This window comes from Arthrobacter silviterrae (genome assembly GCF_011045165.1).
Classification (GTDB): domain Bacteria; phylum Actinomycetota; class Actinomycetes; order Actinomycetales; family Micrococcaceae; genus Specibacter; species Specibacter silviterrae.
On sequence record NZ_JAAKZI010000021.1, the window covers coordinates 23,395 to 47,157 of the forward strand.

23 protein-coding genes are annotated in these 23,763 nt (G+C 66.7%); 14 read left to right on the top strand and 9 right to left on the bottom strand.

All coding sequences use genetic code 11. The annotated features are described in order from the left end of the window. Positions 1 to 15: 15 nt before the first annotated feature. Both G6N77_RS12370 and G6N77_RS12375 read right to left on the bottom strand, forming a co-directional pair. Entirely contained in the window at positions 16 to 672 is a 657-nt protein-coding gene (locus G6N77_RS12370; RefSeq protein ID WP_165182476.1) for a LuxR C-terminal-related transcriptional regulator, read from the bottom strand. Further along, positions 669 to 2,012, bottom strand: a complete 1,344-nt coding sequence (locus G6N77_RS12375; RefSeq protein ID WP_165182477.1) for an ATP-binding protein — start codon at positions 2,010 to 2,012, stop codon at positions 669 to 671. Before G6N77_RS12375 ends, G6N77_RS12370 begins: the two co-directional genes overlap by 4 nt. A gap of 114 nt (positions 2,013 to 2,126) precedes the next feature. On the opposite strand from G6N77_RS12375, the gene G6N77_RS12380 reads away from it, so the two are divergent. The 4 genes from G6N77_RS12380 to G6N77_RS12395 all read left to right on the top strand — a co-directional run bounded on the left by G6N77_RS12380 (position 2,127) and on the right by G6N77_RS12395 (position 5,896). Next, entirely contained in the window at positions 2,127 to 3,596 is a 1,470-nt protein-coding gene (locus G6N77_RS12380; protein ID WP_165182478.1) for a PspC domain-containing protein, read from the top strand. Positions 3,597 to 3,612: 16 nt separating this feature from the next. Next, a complete protein-coding gene (locus tag G6N77_RS12385) occupies positions 3,613 to 3,894 on the top strand; it encodes an LPXTG cell wall anchor domain-containing protein (RefSeq protein ID WP_165182479.1) in 282 nt (93 codons plus the stop codon). A 139-nt stretch (positions 3,895 to 4,033) separates the two neighbouring features. Then, entirely contained in the window at positions 4,034 to 5,059 is a 1,026-nt protein-coding gene (locus tag G6N77_RS12390) for a 6-phosphofructokinase (protein ID WP_165182480.1), read from the top strand. Between the two features lie 63 nt (positions 5,060 to 5,122). After that, complete coding sequence (locus G6N77_RS12395; protein WP_165182481.1) at positions 5,123 to 5,896, top strand: GNAT family N-acetyltransferase; 774 nt, start codon at positions 5,123 to 5,125, stop codon at positions 5,894 to 5,896. Here the strand turns inward: G6N77_RS12395 and G6N77_RS12400 are convergent. The 5 genes from G6N77_RS12400 to G6N77_RS12420 form a co-directional block, all read right to left on the bottom strand. Continuing rightward, on the bottom strand, positions 5,844 to 7,340 hold the full coding sequence (locus G6N77_RS12400; RefSeq protein ID WP_165182482.1) for a DHA2 family efflux MFS transporter permease subunit: 1,497 nt from the start codon (positions 7,338 to 7,340) through the stop codon (positions 5,844 to 5,846). The two genes, G6N77_RS12395 and G6N77_RS12400, sit on opposite strands and share 53 nt — an antisense overlap. 9 nt (positions 7,341 to 7,349) lie before the next feature. Continuing rightward, a complete protein-coding gene (locus G6N77_RS12405; RefSeq protein ID WP_165182483.1) occupies positions 7,350 to 7,970 on the bottom strand; it encodes a PadR family transcriptional regulator in 621 nt (206 codons plus the stop codon). 103 nt (positions 7,971 to 8,073) lie between these two features. Next, the gene (gene ygfZ, locus G6N77_RS12410) at positions 8,074 to 9,171 is read right to left on the bottom strand and encodes a CAF17-like 4Fe-4S cluster assembly/insertion protein YgfZ (protein WP_165182484.1); all 1,098 of its coding nucleotides are present in this window, start codon (positions 9,169 to 9,171) and stop codon (positions 8,074 to 8,076) included. Between the two features lie 103 nt (positions 9,172 to 9,274). Next, a complete protein-coding gene (locus G6N77_RS12415; RefSeq protein ID WP_165182485.1) occupies positions 9,275 to 9,874 on the bottom strand; it encodes a nitrobindin family protein in 600 nt (199 codons plus the stop codon). 149 nt (positions 9,875 to 10,023) lie between these two features. Next, complete coding sequence (locus tag G6N77_RS12420) at positions 10,024 to 10,758, bottom strand: permease (RefSeq protein ID WP_240902106.1); 735 nt, start codon at positions 10,756 to 10,758, stop codon at positions 10,024 to 10,026. 159 nt (positions 10,759 to 10,917) lie between these two features. Here G6N77_RS12420 and G6N77_RS12425 point away from each other — a divergent pair, with 159 nt between their 5' ends. The 10 genes from G6N77_RS12425 to asd all read left to right on the top strand — a co-directional run bounded on the left by G6N77_RS12425 (position 10,918) and on the right by asd (position 21,326). Then, positions 10,918 to 11,619, top strand: coding sequence for a winged helix-turn-helix transcriptional regulator (locus tag G6N77_RS12425; protein ID WP_165182486.1), 702 nt, complete (start codon positions 10,918 to 10,920; stop codon positions 11,617 to 11,619). A gap of 232 nt (positions 11,620 to 11,851) precedes the next feature. Further along, entirely contained in the window at positions 11,852 to 12,835 is a 984-nt protein-coding gene (gene mshD, locus G6N77_RS12430) for a mycothiol synthase (protein ID WP_165182487.1), read from the top strand. 108 nt (positions 12,836 to 12,943) lie between these two features. Beyond that, a complete protein-coding gene (locus G6N77_RS12435; protein ID WP_165182488.1) occupies positions 12,944 to 15,187 on the top strand; it encodes an RNA degradosome polyphosphate kinase in 2,244 nt (747 codons plus the stop codon). Then, positions 15,187 to 16,155 carry an NUDIX hydrolase gene (locus tag G6N77_RS12440; RefSeq protein ID WP_165182489.1) on the top strand — a complete coding sequence of 323 codons (969 nt, stop codon included), beginning with the start codon at positions 15,187 to 15,189 and terminating at the stop codon, positions 16,153 to 16,155. Before G6N77_RS12435 ends, G6N77_RS12440 begins: the two co-directional genes overlap by 1 nt. A gap of 65 nt (positions 16,156 to 16,220) precedes the next feature. Beyond that, positions 16,221 to 17,888 carry a hypothetical protein gene (locus tag G6N77_RS12445; protein WP_165182490.1) on the top strand — a complete coding sequence of 556 codons (1,668 nt, stop codon included), beginning with the start codon at positions 16,221 to 16,223 and terminating at the stop codon, positions 17,886 to 17,888. A 6-nt stretch (positions 17,889 to 17,894) separates the two neighbouring features. Continuing rightward, positions 17,895 to 18,287 carry a GntR family transcriptional regulator gene (locus tag G6N77_RS12450; protein ID WP_165182491.1) on the top strand — a complete coding sequence of 131 codons (393 nt, stop codon included), beginning with the start codon at positions 17,895 to 17,897 and terminating at the stop codon, positions 18,285 to 18,287. Between the two features lie 10 nt (positions 18,288 to 18,297). Further along, complete coding sequence (locus G6N77_RS12455) at positions 18,298 to 19,116, top strand: thymidylate synthase (protein ID WP_165182492.1); 819 nt, start codon at positions 18,298 to 18,300, stop codon at positions 19,114 to 19,116. Next, positions 19,113 to 19,697, top strand: coding sequence for a dihydrofolate reductase (locus G6N77_RS12460; RefSeq protein WP_165182493.1), 585 nt, complete (start codon positions 19,113 to 19,115; stop codon positions 19,695 to 19,697). The genes G6N77_RS12455 and G6N77_RS12460 overlap by 4 nt, the downstream gene beginning before the upstream one ends. Before the next feature lie 15 nt (positions 19,698 to 19,712). Continuing rightward, the gene (locus G6N77_RS12465; protein ID WP_165182494.1) at positions 19,713 to 20,090 is read left to right on the top strand and encodes a tripartite tricarboxylate transporter permease; all 378 of its coding nucleotides are present in this window, start codon (positions 19,713 to 19,715) and stop codon (positions 20,088 to 20,090) included. A 102-nt stretch (positions 20,091 to 20,192) separates the two neighbouring features. After that, positions 20,193 to 21,326, top strand: a complete 1,134-nt coding sequence (gene asd / locus G6N77_RS12470; RefSeq protein WP_165182495.1) for an aspartate-semialdehyde dehydrogenase — start codon at positions 20,193 to 20,195, stop codon at positions 21,324 to 21,326. Here asd and G6N77_RS12475 read toward each other — a convergent pair. Both G6N77_RS12475 and G6N77_RS12480 read right to left on the bottom strand, forming a co-directional pair. Continuing rightward, entirely contained in the window at positions 21,323 to 22,441 is a 1,119-nt protein-coding gene (locus G6N77_RS12475; protein WP_165182496.1) for a winged helix DNA-binding domain-containing protein, read from the bottom strand. The two genes, asd and G6N77_RS12475, sit on opposite strands and share 4 nt — an antisense overlap. Before the next feature lie 26 nt (positions 22,442 to 22,467). Continuing rightward, on the bottom strand, positions 22,468 to 23,592 hold the full coding sequence (locus G6N77_RS12480; protein ID WP_165182497.1) for a fatty acid desaturase family protein: 1,125 nt from the start codon (positions 23,590 to 23,592) through the stop codon (positions 22,468 to 22,470). Between the last annotated feature and the right edge of the window lie 171 nt (positions 23,593 to 23,763).

The window sequence follows — 23,763 nt, forward strand, 5'->3', positions numbered from 1 at the left end:
AGGACGCCGTACGCCTTACAGCAGCCTGCGGTCGGCGGCCCAGCGGGTGAGTTCGTGCCGGGAGGACAGTTGGAGTTTGCGCAGCACGGCTGAGACGTGCGTTTCCACGGTCTTGATGGAGATAAAGAGCGCCTTCGCCACCTCCTTGTAGGAGTAGCCGCGGGCAATGAGCCGCATGACCTCAAGCTCGCGGGCGGACAGCTTGTCGAGCTCATCCTCCACGGCCACCTCGGCCGTGCCAAAGGCGTCAAGCACGAAGCCGGCCAGCCGCGGGGAAAACACGGCGTCTCCCCCGGCAACCCGGCGGACGGCGTCGGATATTTCCGTGCCGGAGATCGATTTGGTGACATAGCCCCGGGCGCCGGCGCGGATCACGGAGACCACGTCCTCCGCGGCGTCCGAGACGCTCAGTGCCAGGAACTTCACCTGTCCCAGCATCCCGGCGCACCCCGAGATGACCTCGCGCCCGCCCTGGCCGCGTCCGCCAGGCAGGTGGACGTCAAGGAGCACCACATCCGGCGTGTGGGCGGCGACGGCGGCAATGGCTTCCTCCACCGTGGCGGCCTCCGCCAGCACGTGGATGTCCGGGGCAAGGTCCGCCTTGAGCCCGGAGCGGAAGATGGCGTGGTCGTCCACCACGACCACCCGGATGGGCTGCCCTGCAGCTGTCATTTCGCTTCCTCCGCGTCCGTGTTCCTGGCTGTGCCGGTGGCTGCCGCGGCCTGCGCCGGCCCGCCGGGCAGGTGGAGGCGCACCTCCGTGCCGTCAGGTGAACTAATGATCTCAGCCGAGCCGCCATTGCGTTGCATGCGCCCGACGACGGACTCCCGGACTCCCAGCCTGTCCGGCGGCACGGCGCCGGGATCGAACCCCGGCCCGCGGTCCTTGACGAAGACGTCAACTCCGGAGGGGGCCGCCTCAACGTACACGGACACGGGCGTCCCGCCATGGCGGACGCCGTTCAGCACGGCCTCACGCGTGGCCTGGACCAGGGCGCGCATGGGCTCGCCCAGCTCGGCATCCCCCACCGTCACCAGTTCCACCGGCAGGCCATGGAGATCCTCGACTTCGGCGCACACGGCCTTGATCCCGGCAACCAGCCGGCCCGTGTCCTGCCCGGCATCCTGGTAGATCCAGCTGCGCAGTTCGCGTTCCTGTGCGCGGGCCAGCCGGCTGACGTCCTGGGGCGAATCCGCCCGTTTTTGGATCAGCGCCAACGTTTGCAGCACGGAGTCGTGCAGGTGGGCCGCGATCTCCGCCCGCTGGGTTTCCCGGATGCGCCCGGCGCGCTCGGCCTGGAGATCGCGCCAAAACTTCAGTGCCCAGGGGGCCAGGACCAGCCCGACGCCGGCCAGCACGGCCACCGAGGCGACCACGGACGCCCAGACCAGCGCCCAGGAGCCGGAGCCGGTGACGATGATGAGCACCCCGGCCACCACCAGGATCAGGCCCGCCACAAACCTGGCCACCGACCAGGGGGTGTCCATCTTTGCCGCGTTAAGCAGGCCCACGCGCCTGGTGGCGTCAAGCTGCATCCATGCCAGCACGGCACCCGCGGCAATGACGCCCAAGGGAATGATGGTGCCCAGGTTGAGGTTCACCCCGGCCCTGGCGCTGAACAGCAGCACCGCTGCGACCACCAATGCCCCGCCCACCAGGATTTCCCTGGCCCCCACCGAAAAGCCCGGACGTGCGCGGTCACCCCGCGGCTGCGCGGGACCTCCGGCTCCAAGCTCCGCCGGGGCCGGCTCTGCCGGGGGTGCCGGGCGGAAGAGCCTGAGCCGGGGGCCGCCGTCGTCGGCCAGCTGGGGGGCACCCGAGGCGGCGTCATCCCCGGCGAGGGGCACCAGGATCCACAGCCAGGCGTAGAACACCACGCCCGCCCCGAACAGGAAGCAGGAGCCGGCCATGATGGCCCGAACAGTGCCGACGCGCAGGCCAAGGTGCTCCGCCAGGCCGGCGCACACGCCGGCAACCACACGGTCCGTGGACCTGTACATCTTTGCGCTCATGGTTCAATCCAAGCACGCCCGGAGAGCGGCGGCGCAGTTTCCAAGGGTCGCATCAGGGTTCTTTCAGGGTCACCCCCGATGGCGGCGCGGGCACCGCCGGGACACGATTGAACCATGAACGAAACCCATGACCCCCAACAGCCCGACCCAGGCGCCACGCCCCCCTCAAGCGGGCAGCCCCCGCAGCAGCCTTCCCAGCCGGAAAGCCCGGGCCAGGGCTACCCCGCGCCGCCACAGCCCGCAGCGCGGGACAGCGCACGCTTCTTCCGGTGGCTGCGCTCCCTGGGCGTGCAGCGCGGCAGCAGCCGCTGGGTGGGCGGCGTGTGCAGCGGGCTGGCGGACCGATGGGGAATCGACCCTGTGATTGTCCGCGGCCTCACCGTGGTCCTCACCCTGTTCTTCGGCATCGGCCTGCTGGCCTACGGGCTGGCCTGGGCCCTGCTGCCCGAACCGGACGGCCGCATCCACGTGGAGCAGGTGGCACGGGGGCACTGGTCCACCGGCATGACGGGCGCCGCGGTGGCCACCTTCCTGGGGCTGGCCGGACCGGGGCAGACCTTCGTCTGGGACGGCCACAACGGCTGGTTCCCCTGGCCCGTTATCTGGGTGGCGGCCATCGTTTGCTGCGTGGTCTGGGCCGTCAACCGGGGCAAGGGGCAGCCGCCGCGGCCGTCGGGAAACCCACCCTGGCAGCAGCACTCCAGTGCGGCAGCCACCGGTACACCTTACGGATCCGGATACGCGGCCCAGGGCCCCGGCTACGCGGCTGGAACTGAAACCGGGCCCGACCCCAGGCAGCTTGCCGCCGCAGGGCCCGCGGCGAAAGCCGGCGCCTGGACTGAGCACACCTTGGGCCCGAATGGCCCCCTCGGAGCGAACGGGCCGCTTGGCCCTAACGGGCCCCTCGGACGGAACGGACGGCCGGCCCTCAAGGCGCCACCCCGCCTGGGTGCTGCAGCAAGCCTGCTCTCGCTGGGACTGGCCGTCATGGTGGGCGCACTGGTGCTTATCCTCAATGCAGCCGGGATCATCAACCTCAACGGCTACCAGGTGGCGGCCGCCGCGGCCGCCGCAGCCATCACCGCGGGACTGGCCATCATCATCTCGGGGATACTCGGGCGCACGGCGGGCGGGGTGGGCACCTTTGCGATCATCGCACTGGTGGTTGCGGGCCTGCTGAGCGTGGTCCCGCTGCACGGTCCCTGGACGCCCCTGGCGAACCAGTCATGGACCCCCACCAGTGTCAGTGCGGCCGAACAAGGGCTCGATGTGATGGTGGGCAACGCCGCAATCGACCTGACCCACGTCTCCCAAGGCAGCTCCCTCACGGCTGACGTCCAGATCCCCCTCAACGTAGTTGCCGCCAAGGTGGTGGTGAAGGTGCCCACCGACATCCCCGTCACGGTCACCAGCGACCTCGCGGTGTCAAAACTCGACGTCCAGGGCGGTGCCGGCCAAGGCGGGGGCGCGGTGGTGCAGAACTCCTCCACGCAGCTCAACCCCGGGCTGAAAGGCAGCGGACTGGCCATCACCCTCAACGGCGCCGCAGCCACCATCGCCTTTGTCCCGACACCCGGCAACTAAGAACCTGGAGAATGCCATGAACACCCCAACAGAACCCATCAGCTTTCCCGGCGACGACAATGTCACGCGCCCAGACGCGGGCGCCGAAGCACAAACACAAACTGAGTCCACCCGGCACCCGGTGAGGGTCGGCACCCTGGTGTGGGGCGCCGTCGTGGTGGTTCTGGGCATCCTGGTCATCGCCTCCCGCCAGGCCGGCCTGCGGCTGGACACCGGCCAGACGGCCATGTGGCTGCTCTTCGGCGCGGGCCTGGCCATGGTGGCCGGCGGGGCCGTGAGCGTGCTGCGAAAGAAGTGACGGCGGCGGTGGCGGAATCCGTGTCCACCCCGCGGTCAAGAGTTGCCCCGGTCACATGACCGTCTAGAATGGCCTGTGAGGAGCTCAACGGTGCGCTCAAGACACATTGACTCCATCACACCGAAGGGCCCCAACACCCATGAAGATTGGCATTCTCACCAGCGGAGGCGACTGCCCCGGACTCAACGCCGTGATCCGCGGCATTGTTTTGAAGGGCATCAAGGTCTACGGACACGAATTTGTGGGCTTCAGGGACGGCTGGCGGGGCGTTGTTGAGGGCGACATCATGGACCTGCCCCGCCAGATGGTCCGCGGCATTTCGAAGCAGGGCGGCACCATCCTGGGCACATCGCGCACCAACCCGTTCGACGGCGACGGCGGCCCCGAGGTCATCAAGGCCCACCTGGAACGCCTCGGCATTGACGCCATGATCGCCATTGGCGGCGAGGGGACGCTGGCTGCGGCCCGCCGGCTCACGGATGCCGGGCTGAAAATTGTGGGCGTGCCGAAAACCGTGGACAACGACCTTGACGCCACCGACTACACCTTCGGCTTCGACACGGCCGTGCAAATTGCCACCGAGGCCATCGACCGGCTGCGGACCACCGGGGAGTCACACCACCGGTGCATGATCGCCGAGGTCATGGGCCGCCATGTGGGCTGGATTGCCCTGCACGCCGGCATGGCCACGGGCGCCCACGCCATCTTGATTCCGGAACAAAACACCAGCATGGACCAGATTGTGGAATGGGTCCAGGAAGCCCACGAACGCGGCCGCGCACCCCTGGTGGTGGTGGCAGAAGGGTTCGTCCCGGACCACCGGGACTCCGCCCATTCAGAACGCGGCATGGACACCTTCGGCCGCCCGCGGCTGGGCGGCATCGGCGAACAGCTGGCCCCGGAAATTGAGGCGCGCACGGGCATCGAAACCCGCGCCACCATCCTGGGCCACATCCAGCGCGGCGGCGTGCCCTCCAGCTTTGATCGGGTTCTGGCGACCCGCCTGGGCATGGCCGCCGTTGATTCCGTGGTGGAGGAACGCTGGGGCACCATGGTCTCCCTCAAGGGCACCGAGATTGAGCACGTGCCCTTTGAGGCAGCGCTCGGCAACTTGAAGGTGGTGCCTCAGCACCGCTACGATGAGGCCGCGATCCTTTTCGGCTGACACCGTCCGGCCAGCCCCCACGCCCCGCGCAGACCCCTGCAGCGGGGCGTTAAGGTTTAATCCATGACCTTTGACCTCAGCTCGGCCCCCATTGTCCGGCTCGCCTGGGAACGCGGGCTGGGCCTGCCGGAGGGTTCCCTTGTCATGGGACGGGATGGCAGCCGGATCACCCATGCCACCGACGACGGCCGGCTGACGTTCGTGCGGCTGTGGGAGCAATCGATCCTGACCGGCCCTCCGGCCGTGCTGGACGCCGCACGGGCCCACAGCGATGACGAGCTCAGCGACCATGCCGTGATGCTGCGCCTCACGCGCGGCTTTGGCGGGCGCGGCCGCGGCACCCAGGCCCTGTATTTTGCCGACGAGCTGGAGGTCCGGCAGCCGGCAGGGAGCATCATGGTCTCCCACGGGAACCCGGAGGCCGTGGCGCTTGAGGCGATGTGCCCGCCCGACGACGTGAACGACGTCGGCCTGGCCGCCATGCCCCACAAGTTCACCCTGATGGGGCTCCCCGGGCAAAGCCGGGATCCTGGCGCGGACTGGGACGGCGATCCGCAGGAGGCGGCGCATTCGGCCGGACCGGTTGCGTGCAGTGCCTACGCCGAGTTTCAGGGGTTATTGGCCCGGCTGGGCACCCTGGTGGCCCCCGCCCACCGGAAACAGGGGCTGGGGCTGCTGGCCACCTCGATTGCCGCGCACGAGGCGCTCGCCGCCGGGCTGATAGTCCAGTGGCGGGCGGACATCAACAACGTGCCCGCCCACGCACTGGCCATGGCAGCGGGACTTAGTGTGGCTGGTTTGCAGACGACCGTTGACCTTCATACTCCGCATAAATAGCTTCCACGGAGCGGGGCTTGGCGAAGAAGGCCGCGGTTGCTGCACCCAGCACCACCACTGCAGCGGGCAGGATGATGGACTGGCCCATCGCCGTCGCAAATCCGGCCTGCAGGAACGCCGGCAGCTGACCCGACACCCCGGAGGCGCCCTGCGAAGCGCCAGCGGGCATCTCGGCCGCCAGGCGGGCGGAGATCAGGGCGGCAATCGCTGCACTGCCCAGCACCGAACCGATTTGGCGCGTGGTGTTGTAAATTCCGGCACCGGCACCGGCCTCGCTGGGGCCCAGGTTGCGGGTGGCCGTGGTGGACAGCGGCGCCCAGATGCCGGAGCTGGCAATGCCCAGCAGCCCGCTGGGGAGCAGGAACAGCCAGATGGGCGTGTCGGGGCTCATCAGCGACGATGTCCACAAGAGGGAGACGGACATCAGCACGAAGCCGGTCAGCGCCACGTAGCGCGGGTTCACCAGGTCCACCAGCTTGCCGACAAACGGCGCCAGCACGCCGGAGAACAGCGCCATGGGGACCATCATGAGCGCCGATTGCGTAGGTGTCATGCCGCGCACCAGCTGGTAGTAGAAGAACAGCGGCAGGCTCATGGCCGTCACGCTGAAGCCCATGGTGGTGATGGCAATGTTGGCCAGGGAGAAGTTGCGGACCTTGAACAGGTGCAGCGGGACCAGGGCCTCGCCCTTCGTGGTGCCCTGCCAGATCCCGAACAGCACCAGGAACACCAAGCCGGCAATGATCAGCCCCCACACGGTGATGGGGCCTGAAATGGCTCCCCAGTTGTACTTTTCGCCTTCCTGGATCCCAAAGACCAGCATGAACAGCCCGATCGAGCTCAGGGCCACGCCCAGCAGGTCGAACTTGTGGTCGTGCGTCTTCAGGGCCGGCACCAGGCGGACGGCCATGACGAATGCCACGATGCCCACGGGCACGTTGACAAAGAAGATCCATTCCCAGCCCAGGCCGTCCACCAGCACGCCGCCCAGGATGGGGCCCACCAGCATGGCCACCCCGGCGGTGGCGCCCCACAGGCCCATGGCCGGGCCACGCTTGTCAGGGGCAAAGATGCGAGTAATGACGGCCATGGTCTGTGGCGTCATCATGGCCGCGCCGAGCCCCTGGACGGCACGGGCCAGGATCAGCATGCCGATGCTGCCGGACAGGCCGCACCACAGCGACGCCAGCGTGAACACGCTCAGGCCGATCAGGTACAGGTTCTTGGGCCCGTATTTGTCCCCCATGCGCCCGGTGACAAGCAGCGGGACGGCGTATGCCAGCAGGTAGGCGCTGGTCACCCAGATGACGGAGTTGATGTCGGTGTGCAGGCCCTCCATGATCTTCGGGTTGGCCACCGAGACGATGGTTGAGTCGACCAGGATCATGAAGAACCCCAGCACAAGCGCCCATAGCGCGGGCCAAGGTTTTGCCACGGTTTCCATGCTTGTTCCTTAAAGTTTGTTTCGAGCCGCTTGGTCGAAGAATTCGTCCGGCTGCCATGGCAGCGCGCCGGTGGTGATGTCTGAGTGCAGCTGCCGGATCCAGTCCAGCTCTGCCTTGGTGATGGCCTGTTGGTACAACACTTCCACCCAGAACCTTTGTTCCACGCCCCGGGATGTTGCGTTCCGCTGGTCTGCTTCCAGCTCCGCCGCGTGCGCTTCCAGTGCCGCAATCCGCTGCCCCAGCAGGCCAAGCACGACGCCGGCCGGCAGGTTGTGTGCCTCGGCCACGGCCTGCGGGAAGCTGGGGTATTCAACTGCCGGCTGCGCCAGCAGCTTCTTGAGTTCCGTTTCCAAGGCTTCGCGGCCGGCTTCGAGTATGGCGTAAGTGGTCCGCTCGGGCCTGTTTCCGTCCCGCTCGGTGCCCGCAGCCTTGACCAGGTCTGCCGCTGCCAGCCGGCCCACCGTGTGGTACAGCGTGCCCGGCCGGATCTTGACCAGGCGGTCTTCCCTGCGGTGCATGAGCACCTGGTACATCTCGTAGGGGTGCATGGGACGTTCCGCCAACAGGCCGAGTGCCGCGACAGCCAGGGGCGTGAGCCGCTTGTTCTGTGCCTCTTGTTGTTGCTCCATGACCCTGCCTTCCATCTAGCCCATAAGAATTATTCCACGTGGACTATTGGGGCACAATGGCGCGGATCACAGGAGTTGACGTTTTTTCCGGCTACTGCGGGGCTTAGTGCGGGGTGCGGAGGAAGCCCTTGGCGCGCCCCACCACCTGGCCGGCGTCGGTGGCCACAATCAGCTCCTGGGCCGCCACGTACTTTTCGCCGTCGTCGTCAATCATCAGGACCGCCTCCGGGTCCACGGTGCGCTTGATGACGGCCAGGCCGATGGGTCCCATCTCATAATGTTGGGCAACGCTGGTCAGGCGGCCCACCTGGCGCTCGCCGTCATAGACGGCACTGCCGGCGGCCGGAATGGTGTGCTGCGAGCCGTCCAGCTGCAGGAAAACCAGCCGGCGCGGCGGCCTGCCCAGGTTGTGGACGCGGGCAATGGTTTCCTGGCCCTTGTAGCAGCCCTTCGACAGGTGCACTGCGGTGCGCAGCAGGTCCAGTTCATGGGGAATGGTCTTTTCATCCGTCTCGGCTCCCCGGCGGGGGCGCCACGCGGCAATCCGGAGGGCCTCCGCAGCCCAGGCGCCGGCGAGGGGGCGCTGTCCGACGGTGGCCACCAGGTCCGCAGCCGGCACCAGGTATTCGTGCCACGGCCGTTCCAGGCCCGGGTGTTCGGATTCATCGACGGCGGCGTAGCTGTAGCCGCCGGCCCCGATGTGGGGCCAGGGGTCGGTCCATTGGAGCAGGGAGTCCCACTCGGGCACCTCGGCCACGGAGCCCAGCACGGCCCAGTCGGCGGAGACGTCGGCAATCTCAACGCGCAGCATGAACTTCATGGACGCCAGCCAGTCCGCCAGCGGGGCGGCCTCCGCGGTTTCCACAATCAGCCAGGTGGTGGTTCCGTCGTCAACCACGCGGGCATCGTAGTCAATGCGGCCCTGCAGGCTCAGCAGCAGCAGTTCGGTGCCCACGCGGGGTTCAAGTTTCGTGACGCCCTGGGAGGAAAGTGTGTTGAGCCAGCTCAGCCTGTCGGGGCCGGACACCGTGACCACGCCCCGGTGTGAGAGGTCCACCACGGCTGTGGGCGGCAGGCCGTTGTACCCCGCCAGCAGCCGCTGTTCCCGGTTCGGATCCCCGTAGTGCGAGGCAACGCCCGCATCAAGGCCTCCCGCAAGCACGGCTCCATGGCGGTTTAGCAAAGGACTCTTATAGCTCATAACGTGTGCAACGCCTTCCCTGAATGGCCTATTCCGGCCCGTGCCTGACCCGTCCGGACTATCATCACGCCGGCGGCCGGGCCCGGCAGCGGCACAGAGCCGCCTACGCGACCTTGTGGAGTGCTGCTGAGGCGTGGGCCTCGAGGGACTTGCCCTGTGCGGCCGCGTCCCAGCGCCAGTAGAGGTCGCCGTTGACCAGGCCAAAGATGCGGGTGGCCGCCTTGTAGTCCTTGGAGCCGGCGCCGCGCATGACGGCGTCGGTGGACAGCTGGATCTGCGGACCCTTGATGCTGCCGTAATACAGTTCGGAGATGCCGCCAGGGTGGACGATGGTGGCCATGATGTCAAAGCCGCCGTCGGCATTGCGGAGGACTTCGACGTCGTCGGCGGTGCGCAAGGCCGGCACAATGTCGGCCGGGACCAGTCCGGGGCCGCCGTCGGCGTCGTTGAGGGTGCGGTCCAGCTGCCAGAAGCCCGTCTCGACGGCGAGGGGGCGCAGCACCGTGCCATCCTCGTCGGTGAGCCAGGTTTCAGCGGTGTACTGGAGGTACGGGAGCCCGTTCGCGGCAAAGGTCGCGGTTTGGGTGAAATAGCCCGAATCCGCGTCTCCCTCGCCCAGCCGGCCGTGCCCGGTCCAGGTGCCCAGCAGCCAGGAAAGGGGGACCAGTTCGGGGGTCAGGCCCGTGGGGATCTCAATGGCCATGGAGGCTACTGCTGGCCCTTGAACAGGCGCCACACCACCAGACCGGCGAACCAGGCCATGGTGATGCCGGCCAGTACCAGCAGGCAGATGAAGAAAATTTCCAAGGCAAGTACGCTCATGGTGCCATCCTATCGTGATCTTTTGCGGAGCTACGTCAGAAGCAGTTTATCGACGAAATAAACCAGCGCCCCGAGCGAGAGGATGGGGGCCAGCGCAGCCGACACACCCCCGATGACGTTGCGGACCGGCCCGGAAAGCGTCCGCAGGCGGTGGAAGCCGGCGATTACGGCAGCCAGCAGCGCCCCCAGGACTGCCGCAGGAATGATGCGTACGTCCGAAAACAACAGCGCCGCCAGGGGTCCGGCCAGCGCGGCCAGGACGATGGCCAGCGGGGCGGAGACCCGGTCCGGAATGGCCAGCATGCCGATGCCCAGGGCGACGGCGGCACTAATGGCGGTGATCAGCGTCATGCCGGGTTCGCCCAGGAACCGGTAGGACGCCACCCAACCGCCGGCCAGCCCGGCAATGGCGACGCCGGCGCCCGCCCCCAGCGTGGATTCAAGCCGGTGTGCCTGGCCGGTGCCGCGGATCAGCTGCACCACCATGACGGCGCCAAAACCAACTGCAATGAAGATGGGCGTCCATGTGAGGTAGTTTGAATCCCGGGTCAGGCCTGCCGTGGCGGCTGAACCGGCACCCGTCAAGGCGATGACGGTGCCCAAGGTTTTTTTGGCCGGAATGCCCAGGTAATGCGGCCAGCCGAGCCCAAAGACCGCCGCCAGCACCACACCGAGGACCACGGTGTAGGCGAGCCCCAGCGCATGGCCGGCGACAATGGCAGCGAGCGCGGCAATTCCAACAAGTCCCGCAGTTGATGACTTCACACACCAATCCTGCCCTATTGTGGCGGTACACTGTGGAAAACCCCCGCAGCCGGTGCGTTGGGCCAGGTGCAGCCGAGCCGCACCCGAGCCGGATCCCGGCAGCAGGACATTCAGTGGTTCGTCGCTCAAAGATGCGCACCCCGCACTTTGGAGGAAGTCATGTCGCAGATACTCATGCTGACCAACAACCACGGAAGTTCCGTGGATGTTTTGCCTGCGCTGGAACTGCTCAGCCACTCCGTGCACATTCTCCCCGCCGTCCCCACCGCACTGCTGGATGCCAAGCCCTCAGACTTGATCATGGTCGATGCCCGCAAGGACCTGGCCGGTTCCCGCTCGCTGACGCAGCTGTTGCGGGCCACCGGCATCAGCGTCCCGCTGCTGCTTGTGCTGACTGAGGGCGGCATGGCTGCCGTGTCCGCGTCCTGGGCGGCCGACGACGTGGTGCTGGAATCCGCGGGCCCGGCCGAAGTTGAAGCCCGCATCCGGCTGGCACTGACCCGCGTGGCCGGTGCGGAGGACGCCGTCAGCCACGAAATCCAGGCGGCAGGGGTCATCATCGACGAGGACAGCTACACCGTCCGTGTCCACGGCAACGCACTCAACCTCACCTACAAGGAGTTTGAACTCCTGAAGTACCTGGCCCAGCATCCGGGACGGGTTTTCACCCGGGCGCAATTGCTGAACGAGGTGTGGGGCTACGACTATTACGGGGGAACGCGCACCGTGGACGTCCACGTGCGGCGGCTGCGGGCCAAGCTCGGTTCCGACCACGAGAGCCTGATCAGCACTGTCAGGAATGTGGGCTACCGCCTGACCATCAGCAAAACGTCCGACGACGACGAACTGGCGGATGCCTGACCCGGACCGGGTCCATGCAAAATGGCCCGCTTCCCGGAGGAAGGCGGGCCATTCTTTGGTGGAGGACATACGGGTCGAACGTATCGAGGACACCCCACTGGTGCATCCCCCCTGATGCTGCCCTCAAACTCTAGGCGAGCGGCACCGCTGCACGCAAACCGGCCGGCCGCCGGCCCCGAAAATCCGCCCGTGTGTCTCGCGTTGGGCCGCCCGCGCCCACTAGGCTGTGGACATGAGCCCAGCAAACAGCAGCACCTGGCCCGTCACGGTGATTGAGGGCACCCCCCAGCCCGAAGCCCTGCGCGACATCCTTGACCTGGTGGGGGCGGCCGAAGACGAGGACGGCAACCCGCCGTTCTCCGAGCAGTCGCTCGTGGAGCTCAAGGCGAAGGCAGGCGGCCCGCACACCGTCCTGACGCTGCTCACCCACGCACCGGAAGAGAAATCCCCCACCGAGGGCGAGGACCTGGCCGGAGTGGCCGTCGTCGTGCTTAATGGCAGTGAAGGCGTGCTGGAGATCGCGGTGCACCCCCACTACCGCAACGAAGGCGTCGGCACCATGCTGGTGGACAAACTCGTGGCGGTGCGCGGGCTGCTGGGCATCAAGGCCTGGTCGCACGGTGACCATGAGGCCGCCGCGGACCTAGCCGCAAGCTACGGCTACCGCGCCATCCGCGAACTGTGGCGCATGCGCCTGGTCCGCCACGCGCCGGCGGACACCCCTGCTGCACCAAGCAGCTTTCCCACGCCCGACGGCGTCCGCCTGCGCACCTTTGTGCCACACCAGGACGAGGGCCCGTGGCTGGCGGCCAACGCCGCTGCCTTTGCCCACCACCCCGAACAGGGCGCCATGACCCCCGCGGACCTGCAGGCCCGCATGGAGGAACCCTGGTTTGACCCGGCAGGGTTCTTCCTGGCCGTCAACGACGCCGGCGACATCCTGGGCTTCCACTGGACCAAGGTCCACCCGGCCCGCACCGGCCAAGCTGCCATGGGTGAGGTGTACGTGGTGGGCGTCACGCCCGCGGCCCAAGGCATGGGACTGGGGCGGACGTTGACCGCCCAGGGAATTGAATACCTGCAAAACCGCGGCCTGAGCGCCATCATGCTGTACGTGGACGCGGACAACGAGCCGGCCGTGGCCCTGTACCGAAAACTCGGATTCACCAAGTGGGACTCCGATGTGATGTACGGGCCGGTGTCGGCCACATCATGAGTGACCGTCCGCCGCACGGCATTTCCCGTTCCGGCACCGCCGCCTTGTAGTGTTGAAGCAGGGCACCACCGATTGTGAAGCAGCACCAACTTTTTTGAGGATTCATCCATGAAACGCGAATACACGCGGCCGGTGCAGACCGCAGCGTCATTTGGCCGGGAGCGCTTTGGCTCCGGCGAGGTCCAGGCGGCGCGGGCCACGCAGGACCGCATCGACATTCCGGAATTTGAGCCCAACCTGACCCCGTCCGGGGACATTAGCCCGGACCGGTTTTTGGACCGCGAGCTGAGCTGGCTTGCCTTCAACGCCCGCGTGCTGGAGCTTGCCGAGGACCCGGAGCTCCACCTGTTGGAACGCGTGAACTTTCTCTCCATTTTTGCCTCCAACCTGGATGAATTCTTCATGGTGCGCGTGGCCGGGCTGAAGCGCCGCATCGCCGCCGGGCTGGCCGTGCCGTCCCCGGCCGGCCTGAGCCCCATAGAGGTGCTGGAGCAGATCAGCGGCGCAGCCCACGAGTTGCAGGCACGGCACGCTCACGTGTTTGCCAGCCAAATCCGGCCCGCCCTGGCCTATGAGCACATCCACCTGGTGCATTGGGAAGAGCTAGACGACGCAGCCAAGGTCCAGCTGGGTGAGATGTTCGCGGAAAAGATGTTCCCGATCCTGACGCCGCTGGCTGTGGACCCTGCCCACCCCTTCCCGTATATCTCGGGCCTGTCGCTCAACCTGGCCGTGGTGGTCCGCAACCCGGTCAGCGAGAAGGAGCTCTTTGCCCGCCTGAAGGTCCCGGACCTGCTGCCCCGGCTGGTCTCCGTGGACGGCCCCCGCGCCGGCACTGTGCCCGGGCGCGTGGCCCGCTTCATTCCGCTGGAGGAAGTCATCGCCCAGCACCTGGACCAGCTGTTCCCGGGCATGGAAGTGCTGGAGCACCACACCTTCCGCGTCACGCGCAACGAGGACCTGGAAGTTGAGGAGGACGACGCCGAAAACCTGCTGCAGGCCCTTGAAAAGGAACTGCTGCGCCGCAAGTTCGGCCCGCCCGTGCGCCTTGAAGTGGCCACCGACATCAATCCGAACATACTGGCCTTGCTGGTGCGAGAGCTGGACATTGAGGACACCGAGGTCTACTCGCTGCCGGCCCCGCTGGACCTGCGCGGGCTCTCCATCATTGGCAACATTGACCGCAGCGACCTGCGCTATCCCAAACACCTGGGCCACACCTCGCGCCACCTCAACGAATCCGAGACGTCCAAGGCCGCCAACGTCTTCGCCGCGATGCGCCGCCGCGACATCCTCCTCCACCACCCCTACGATTCCTTTGCCACCTCGGTGCAGGCGTTCCTGGAGCAGGCCGCCTCGGACCCCAAGGTGCGCGCCATCAAGCAGACGCTGTACCGCACCTCCGGTGACTCCCCCATTGTTGATGCCCTGGTGGACGCGGCTGAGGCCGGCAAGCAGGTGCTGGCCCTGGTGGAGATCAAGGCCCGCTTCGACGAACAGGCCAACATCTCCTGGGCGCGGAAGCTGGAACAGGCCGGCGTGCACGTGGTGTACGGCATTGTGGGGCTGAAGACGCACTGCAAGCTGTCCCTGGTGGTCCGCCAGGAGCAGGACGGTCTGCGCCGCTACTGCCACATCGGCACCGGCAACTACCATCCCCGCACCGCCCGCTACTACGAGGACCTGGGCCTGCTCACGGCAGACAACCAGGTGGGCGAGGACCTCTCCAAGCTGTTCAACCAGCTGTCCGGCTACGCGCCCAAGTCCGAATTTGAACGGCTGCTGGTGGCGCCGCGCTCCGTCCGGTCCGGGCTGATTGAACGCATTGACGCCGAAATCGCCAACAAGGCCGCCGGACGGCCGGCCCAGGTGCGCTTCAAGGTCAATTCCATGGTGGACGAAGCCATCATCGATTCGCTGTACCGGGCGTCCCAGGCCGGCGTGGAGGTGGGCGTCATAGTGCGCGGCATCTGCTCGCTGCGCCCCGGCGTCCCCGGGTTGAGCGAAAATATTACGGTGCGCTCCCACCTGGGGCGCTTCCTGGAGCACTCCCGCGTGTTCACCTTTGCCAATGGCGGGGACCCCGTGGTGTACATCGGCTCGGCGGACATGATGCACCGCAACCTTGACCGCCGGGTGGAGGCCCTGGTCAGGATTTCCAACAAGGACGACATTGACGAAGTCAACGAACTCCTTGACCGCTACCTCGATGCCGGCACCTCTAGCTGGCACCTGAACAATGAAGGCGAATGGCAGCGACACCACCTGGACCCCGACGGCAGCCCCCTCACCGACATCCAGTCCTGGCTGATAGCCAGCCATTCCCGACAGCGTTCAACCCTTCGCCGGTAATGCGGACCACGGAGCATTTGGAAGAAGCAGCCGACGACGGCGGCACGGGAGTGTCCGTGTACGCCGCCGGGGCGCTGTGCTGGCGGGTGAAAAAGAAGAAACTTGAACTGCTGCTGATACACCGCCAGCGCTACGACGACTGGTCCTGGCCCAAGGGAAAGCTGGACGCCGGCGAAACCCTGGCCGAGTGCGCCGTGCGTGAGGTGTATGAGGAAGTGGGGCTGCCCATCACCCTGGGCATTCCGCTGCCCGCCATCCGCTACGCCGTCAAGCCCGGCCTGAAGGAAGTCCACTACTGGGCCGCCGCCGTCGACGACCTCCCGCCCATGCCCGACGGGAAGGAAGTGGACACCGCCGTCTGGTGCAGCCCCAACAAGGCGCGCGGGCTGCTGTCCAACCCCTCCGACGTCCAGCCGCTTGATGCCCTGCTCGCCGCCTTTGAGGCAGGAACACTGGCCACGTGGCCGCTGCTGGTGGTCCGCCACGCCAAGGCAAAGCCGCGTTCGGCGTGGACCCGCGCCGAGGGTGACCGCCCCCTCGCGGCCACCGGGAAACGGCAGGCGCTGTACCTGCAGCGGCTGCTGATGGCCTGGCACCCCGGCAAGATCCTCACCAGCGGCTGGATGCGCTGCATCGCCACCATTTCCCCGTACGCCCAGGCCACCAAGGCCAAGGTGAAGGTCATCCCCGCGCTCACTGAAGCGGACCACAAGCGCAACCCTGCCAAGTCGGCCGCCGTGGTGGAACGGCTGCTGGCCAAGTCCAGCCCTGTGGCCGTGTGCACCCACCGCCCCGTGCTGCCTTCCGTGCTGCGCACCTTGGCGGGGCACATGGACCCGTCCCTGGCCGCCGCGCTGCCCATCAAGGACCCGCACCTGGCCCCGGGCGAGATCCTGGTGGCCCATGTGTCGGTCAACAACCCCGGATGGATCGTGGCGGTGGAGCAGCACAAGCCGTACGAGGACTGAGCCTTCCCCTCCCGCAACTTTGTACCGTACGCTTGGTACAAAGATGGCTGGCGGAGGGGGAAACCGTGTTAGGCATCAACTGGGCGGAGGCGCTAATACTGGGCGCCGTTGGTGCAATCATCATCGCCTACCTGTACTTGCGGCTGGTCAAGTGGGGCCCGCGGCCTGAACGGGCACTGGACCACATCCGCAACCATGCGCTGTGGACCGGCATCATCGCCTGGGCGCTCAGCAGCGAGGCAGCAGCCAACAGGGCCGGCATCATGCCCGCGCCGCAATCGGCAGGTCCCTCCATTCCCCTTGATGCGGCCGTCCCCAACCCGTGGGACACGATCCCACTTGCGGCCCTCATCGGCCCCGTGGTGGCAGTTTTGGTGGTGCACCTGCTTGGCCAGCTTTCCTGGCCCGCCCCGAAATCCCCGAAGCGCGTGGCCGTCCTGGAATACCGCAGGGTGCGGGATTTTATTGAACCGGCCCTTGGATGGACTGTCCTTGGCGTTTTCCTCCTCTCGGCGGGCACCGTGGCGTACCTGGCCTTCGCGCCGGGGCACCCTGTCAGGCTGGCGGGCTCACCCACGGAGGGAACGTGGTATGGCCCGCTGGACGGGCGGGTGCCCGGCTGGATGCTGGGCACCGCGTTGGGTGCGTCGCTGGCCATCCTGGCGGCGGGGACCTTTGCCGTAATGGCGCTCATTGCCTCCCGGAGGTCCCTCGAAGCCCTGGACAGTGTCCAAAACAAGACGCTGCGAACTGTTGGCATGAACCGGCTGCTGCGGATTTCCGCCACCATGGCATCGGGATTCGCCGCCATTGCCGGAAACTACCTGGTGCAGCTTGCCCCGGGTTCCACCGCCACGTCCTCGGTGAATTGGCTGGCCCTGACCAATCTTGCGGTGCTGGCATCGATGCTTTTCTGGAAACCTCCTTTCATCGAGGACGTGGCGTCCCCGGCCGCCTCCGGGCCTCATGCCGGCCACGGCCCCGGCCGTGGCGCTTTGGCCAACACCGGGCTCGATGCGGCGCGCCTCGCGGATTCCACCATCGCCGCAGTAGTACCGGCGGCCGTGGTGGGCGGTTTCGCAGGCGCACTCCTCATGACCTGGCTGGGCTGGATGGGGCCGGCTGTCGTGGCAACCGTCTTCATCCTCCTGACATACGCGGGGCTGGAAGTGCTGCTACGGCGCAACTATGCGACGCCGGGATTGCCGCACAAACACCTGAGCAAGTCCATCCCCTGGCCGCTCTACGCTGCACTCATCATCGCCGCGGCGGGACTGGCCATCGCACTGAACCAAGTGTGGCGTGCCAGGACCGAGGGCCTTGGCACCAGTGCGGGATGGAACGGAACAGGCGGGCCCGCGACATTCTGCGATATTCCGCTTCTGTGCGCCTTGGTTGTCGCGGCCGCGGGCGCCCTGGCTGCCTGGCAGGTGTTGCGGCGCCCAGCGCTCGGAAAGGCCTGGCCCGCACTTGATGGTGCCCTGCGGCGGCGCGCATTGTTCAGGATTGGCCGGACAGTCGCCTCCGGCTGGTTCACTGTTCTCGGCGCCGTGGTGATGGTGCTGCCAAATGAGGCCGACTCCAACCCCCTGGCACCGCAGCCAAACCTGGCGGCGCTGGGTGCCGTCTGTATTGCCTTGGCGGCACTGATGCTGGTCTTTCCCGTCCGGGCTGTTTCTCCGGCGGACTTCCTGCCGGAGTCGGCTGAAACCTCCGCCGACCTGGACGGTTAGCCCGCCATGGAAGCCCGCATCACCATCGACCTGGAAACGGCCACTCCCCCCTTCGAACAGGTCCTCAGCCAGATCTCCGCCCTCGTCGCCGTGGGCGAACTGCCTCCCGGAACTCGGCTCCCCACTGTCCGCAGCCTGGCAGGCGATCTCGGCGTGGCCGCCGGGACCGTGGCCCGAGCCTACAGGGAACTTGAGGCGGCCGGCGTCGTCACCACCCACCGGCGCCAGGGCACGGTGGTGGCGGCCACCCGCCGGGGCCAGCCACCTGCCGGGGCAACCCGGCCGCCCGAGGTGCTGGCCGCCGTCGAACATCTGGTGGCGGAAGGCCGGCGGGCCGGGCTGGATGACGGAACTCTCTTGGCGCTGCTGCAGGGCCGGCTGCGGCAGCTGGGCAAGTAGACTGTTGCGCGTGACTATTGTGACCCCGTATGAGGACCTGTTGAGGGACGTGCTTGCAAACGGCACGGCGAAATCGGACCGCACCGGCACCGGCACGCGCAGTGTCTTTGGCTGCCAGCTGCGCTTTGACCTGGCCGATTCCTTCCCGCTCATCACCACCAAGCGGGTGCACTTCAAGTCGGTGGCCCTGGAACTGCTCTGGTTCCTCCGCGGCGATTCCAATGTGCGCTGGCTGCAGGAAAACGGCGTCAAGATTTGGAATGAATGGGCGGACGACGCCGGCGAGCTGGGTCCCGTCTACGGCGTCCAGTGGCGCTCGTGGCCCACGCCGGACGGGGAGCACATAGACCAGATTTCCGCCGTGATGGACTCCCTCCGGGAGAATCCGGATTCGCGCCGCCACATCGTTTCCGCCTGGAATGTGGGCGAGCTGAAGAACATGGCGCTGCCGCCGTGCCACGCCTTCTTCCAGTTCTACGTTGCCCCCACGGAGGACGGCCGCGGGAAGCTGAGCTGCCAGCTGTACCAGCGTTCGGCGGACATGTTCCTGGGCGTTCCGTTCAACATTGCCTCCTACGCCCTGCTCACCATGATGATGGCCCAGCAGCTGGACATGGAGCCTGGCGAGTTTGTCTGGACCGGCGGCGACGTGCATATTTACGACGACCACCTGGAGCAGGTGCGCGAGCAGCTTTCCCGCGAGCCGTACCCTTATCCGCAGCTGCGCTTCAACCGCACTCCGGAATCAATTTTTGACTACAAGTTTGACGACTTTGAGCTGGTGGACTACCGGCACCATCCCACGATTAAGGCACCGATCGCCGTATGAGCACCCCCGATTCCCCCGAGCTGTACCGGTTCACCCAGCCCATTGTCGGCATGATCTGGGCCCAGACCAACCAGGGAGTGATAGGGGCCGACGGCGGCATGCCCTGGCAGCTGCCCGAGGACATGGCGCAGTTCAAGCGGGTCACCATGGGGCACCCCGTGGTCATGGGCCGCAAGACGTGGGACTCCTTCCCGGCAAAGTTCCGGCCCCTGCCGGGGCGCACCAACATCGTGGTGACCCGCCAGGAGGGGTGGGGGTCGACACCCGGGGCGGCAGGCGCCGTCGTTCTTGATTCACTGGACCAGGCACTCGTGGAGGCGCAGCTGTCCCCCGGCGGCAATGAAGTGTGGGTGCTCGGCGGCGGGCAGGTCTTCGCCCAGGCCATGGATTCGTGCAACGTGGCCGCCATTACCGTTATTAACACAGACGTGCCAGGTGACACCCAGGCGCCTGCCCTGGGGCCGGAATGGTCGTTCCGCGGCGCATCCCCCGTGAAGGGGTGGCACACGTCAAGGAACGGCACCGAATACCGCTTCACCCTGTGGGCCAAGGGCGAGACGGAATTTGTGGCGCCGGAGTAGTCAGGGCGGGCGCCCATGACGCACCTAGCACCACAGCAGCCCGACGAACCATACGAACCGCACCACAACAACCTCGTCCGGGACCGCAAGCGGATGCTGAGCAACTACGGCCCGTACTCCTACGCCCGCGGCGTGTATGTCAACGGGGCCGAGACCCCGCTCAAGCCCCGCAACATCCGGATCCAGAGTTCCATCCCCATCGTGTTTGCAATTGGAACGATTATCGCGAGCATCTGGCTCTGGGCGAGTGGCGGCGACTTCTCCGGCGTGTTGCTGATGTTCGGCTTCGCTGCCGTGTGTTTGTTGATGAGCTGGATTGGCTTTCGCACCGCCCGCCTGCGCGAGAAGTGGGAAAGGGAATACCCCGACCTGGCCAAGAACATCAAATATTGACGGCCAGCCTCAGCCGCGCACGAAAGGCGGGAAACGCCGTCGAGCCTGTTCATGGGGTGAAACGAACTTCGGGCACAGTGCGGCGCCCACTAAACTGGCACCATGACCAATAACAGTGTTCCTTCCGTCGGCCTGGTTGGCTGGCGCGGCATGGTCGGTTCCGTCCTGATGCAGCGCATGCAGGACGAGGGCGACTTCGCAAGCATCAACCCCGTCTTCTTCTCCACCTCCAACGCCGGCGGCACGGCCCCCGCGATTTCAGGCGGCGACACCGGCACCCTCGAAGACGCCTTTGACATTGACACTTTGGCCAAGCTGCCCATCATCGTCACGGCCCAGGGCGGCGACTACACAAAACGGGTCCATACCGAGCTGCGCGGCCGCGGCTGGGACGGCCTGTGGCTCGACGCCGCCTCCACTCTGCGCATGAACCACGACTCGATCATCGTCCTGGATCCCATCAACCGCTCTGTGATCGACTCGGGCCTGGCGAACGGCACCCGTGACTTCATCGGCGGCAACTGCACGGTTTCCTGCATGCTCATGGGCCTGGGCGGGCTGTTCAAGAACGGCCTGGTCGAATGGGGCACGGCCATGACCTACCAGGCGGCCTCCGGCGGCGGCGCCCGCCACATGCGCGAGCTGCTGAACCAGTTCGGCACTCTTAACTCCGAGGTTTCCTCGGAACTTCTTGATCCGGCGTCCGCGATTCTGGACATCGACCGCAAGGTCCTGGCGCACCAGCGCGAGGGCATTGACTCCTCGCAATTTGGTGTGCCGCTGGCCGGCTCGCTGATTCCCTGGATCGATTCCGACCTGGGCAACGGCCAGTCCCGCGAGGAATGGAAGGCCGGGGTGGAAACGAACAAGATCCTGGGTACCTCCGCCGACAACCAGGTCATCATGGACGGGCTCTGCGTGCGGATCGGCGCCATGCGTTCCCACTCCCAGGCGCTGACCTTGAAGCTGCGCGAAGACCTGTCGGTGTCCGAAATCGAGTCGCTGCTGGCCAACGACAACGAGTGGGCCAAGGTGGTCCCCAACACCAAGGAAGCGTCCATGGCGGACCTCACCCCGGTGGCCGCCTCCGGCACATTGGACGTTCCCGTGGGCCGCATCCGCAAGATGGAAATGGGTCCGGAATATGTCAGCGCGTTCACCGTGGGCGACCAGCTCCTCTGGGGCGCGGCCGAGCCTCTGCGCCGCATGCTGGCCATCGCCGTCGGGAAGCTTTAGCCCAGGAAGCGCTTGTACCCGGCCGCAGCCTTTTCCAGTGCCTTGAGCTGGTTGGGGCCCAGCTCCGTGAAAAAGTCTGGAAGGACGACGCCGGCCACCTCCCTTTGCTTTTCGGCTGCGCCTTGCGCTTTGCGCCAGGTCCCGGCCACCTGGCCGCCCGCCACCACCGTTGCCTTGAACATGCCGTTGCCGCCTGGCACGGTCAGCGGCGCGTGGTGGGGTGCCAGGGCCGCGCTCCTGTCCGTGTAGCCGAGCAGGTATTCATCGAAGCCCGGCAGCAAAACGACCGAGCGCGCGCCGGGTGCGGTTCCGCCCAGCAGCCCGGCGGTTTCGGGGGCAAGCCAGTACGTTTCGCCGCCGCATTCCACCGTGTCCAGCCGATCCTTCGCCTGGTCCAGGCCCGCCTTGATGTCCGCGAGGGTCAGCTTTGACCACCATTGGAAGTCCTTGACGGTGGCCGGGCCGTGGCTGCGGAAGTAGCGCAGGGCCAGTTCGGTCAGCGCTTCCGTTCGGTCGAGGACCCGCGGATTCGCGATCCACGCCTCGGAGCTGACGTAGAACTGGCCGTTGCCAGTTCCGCGGCTGACGGGGCCCTGGACCAGGGTGCCCTCGAGGCAGAGCAGGAACAAGAGGTGGTAGCCGCGCTGGGCCTTGGTTCCCTGGCCGGCCCGTTCAAAGGCGGCAAAGAGCTCGTTGCGCGTGGCCCGGCCGCCCAACTGTTCCAGCAGCGCAAGGGCGAGGCCGCGCACCCGGTCCACGTCCGGCGTCGTAATTCCCAGCTGGCGGTGGCGCGTTGCCTGGCCCTGGCTCATGCGCCCGGCAGTAAGCGAGAGTATCCAGCCGACGTCCTCGGCGGCGGTGACATGCAGGGTGCCGCGCAGTGGGCATGAGCGGACGATTTCCCCGCGGTCGAAAGCTTCCTCGACGGCGGCGCGGCCGGTTCCCGAGCGCAGGCCGATGGACCACAGGGCGCCGGGGAAGTCCTGTCCCTGCAGGGCCGTCAGCCAACGCACCACGCCCGCCGGCCCCGTGCTGGGGCGGGCGGGCGTGGGCAGAATCCACTGGGCGGCGAGTCGGAGCCTGGCCAGGGTGGCGGGTGTGACGCTGGGGGTCATGCACCCAATCTAGTGCCAGATCGGCGTCAGCGGGCGGAGCGCAGCTGGGCGGTGATGGGGCATTCGAAGGGGTCTCGCTGGCCCAGGCCCACGCGGTTGAGGTAGCGCATCACGATCATGTACGACTGACCGAGCGTGGTTTCGGTGTACGTGATGTTCCGCTCGGCGCAATATTTGCGGACCATGGGCTGGACGGCCTTGAGGTTTTTGGAGGACATGGTGGGGAAGAGGTGGTGCTCAATCTGGTAGTTCAGCCCGCCCATGCCTGCATCCACCCACCAGCCGCCGGAGATGTTGCGGCTCATGAGGGTCTGGCGGCGCATGAAGTCGATCTTGACGTCCTTGGGAACCAGCGGCATTCCCTTGTGGTTCGGGGCGAAGGATCCGCCCATGTAGACGCCCAGCGCCATGACCTGCACGGCGATGAAGGCCAGGCCGATCGCCCATCCGAGGTAGAGGACGGTGAAGGCCGGGAGGATGACCAGGCGGACGGCCAGCATGGCGATCTCTGCCTTGCGCTCGGGAACAATCTGCTTGCGGTCCAGGACCCGGCCGACGGCGGAGATGTGCAGGTCCAGCGCTGCCAGTGTCAGCAGGGGGAAGAAAAACGCCCCTTGGCGGCGGGCGAACCACTTGGCAAAGCCGGTTCGCTTGGCGGCGTTCTCTGGGTCAAACACGAGGGCGCCAGGATCGATGTCGCCGTCCACACCAATCTTGTTCGGGTTCAGGTGGTGCTTGCCGTGCTTGTTCATCCACCAGCCATAGGACAGGCCCACAAACAGGTTGCCGGCAGTGCGGGCCAGCCACGCGTTTTTCTTGGCGGAGGCAAACACCTGGCGGTGGGCGGCGTCGTGGGAGAGGAAGGCGGTTTGCGTGCACAGGAACGCGAACAGCACGGCCGTGACCAGCTGCCACCAGCTTTGGCCGAGCGTGAGGAACAGTGCGAGCACTGCAAGGTAGCCCAGTCCCTGGCGGACCATGCGGCCCACATACCATTTGATGTCGCGCTCCATGAGGCCGGCATCGCGGACCTGCTCGCAGAGTTGGATGAAGTCGGTGACATGGCGGTCCCGTGCGGGGCGCTTCCTCACTGGTTTGGCGGCAGGCGCCTCTTCCAGCAGTTCGGTCGAGTCAAGCGTTGCGGATGACATTGTGCTCCTCAAAGTGCCTCACGGATGCCCAATCATCACGTAAACGAAAAAGTCTGAATCTAACTTCTACGTTATGTAAAAGGGCACCTTCGGCACATCACCCCGGGGAACCGTTCTGACCCCCTACCCGGGTAGGGGGCCGTCGCCGACGGTGAGGGAGCGTTCGTGAAA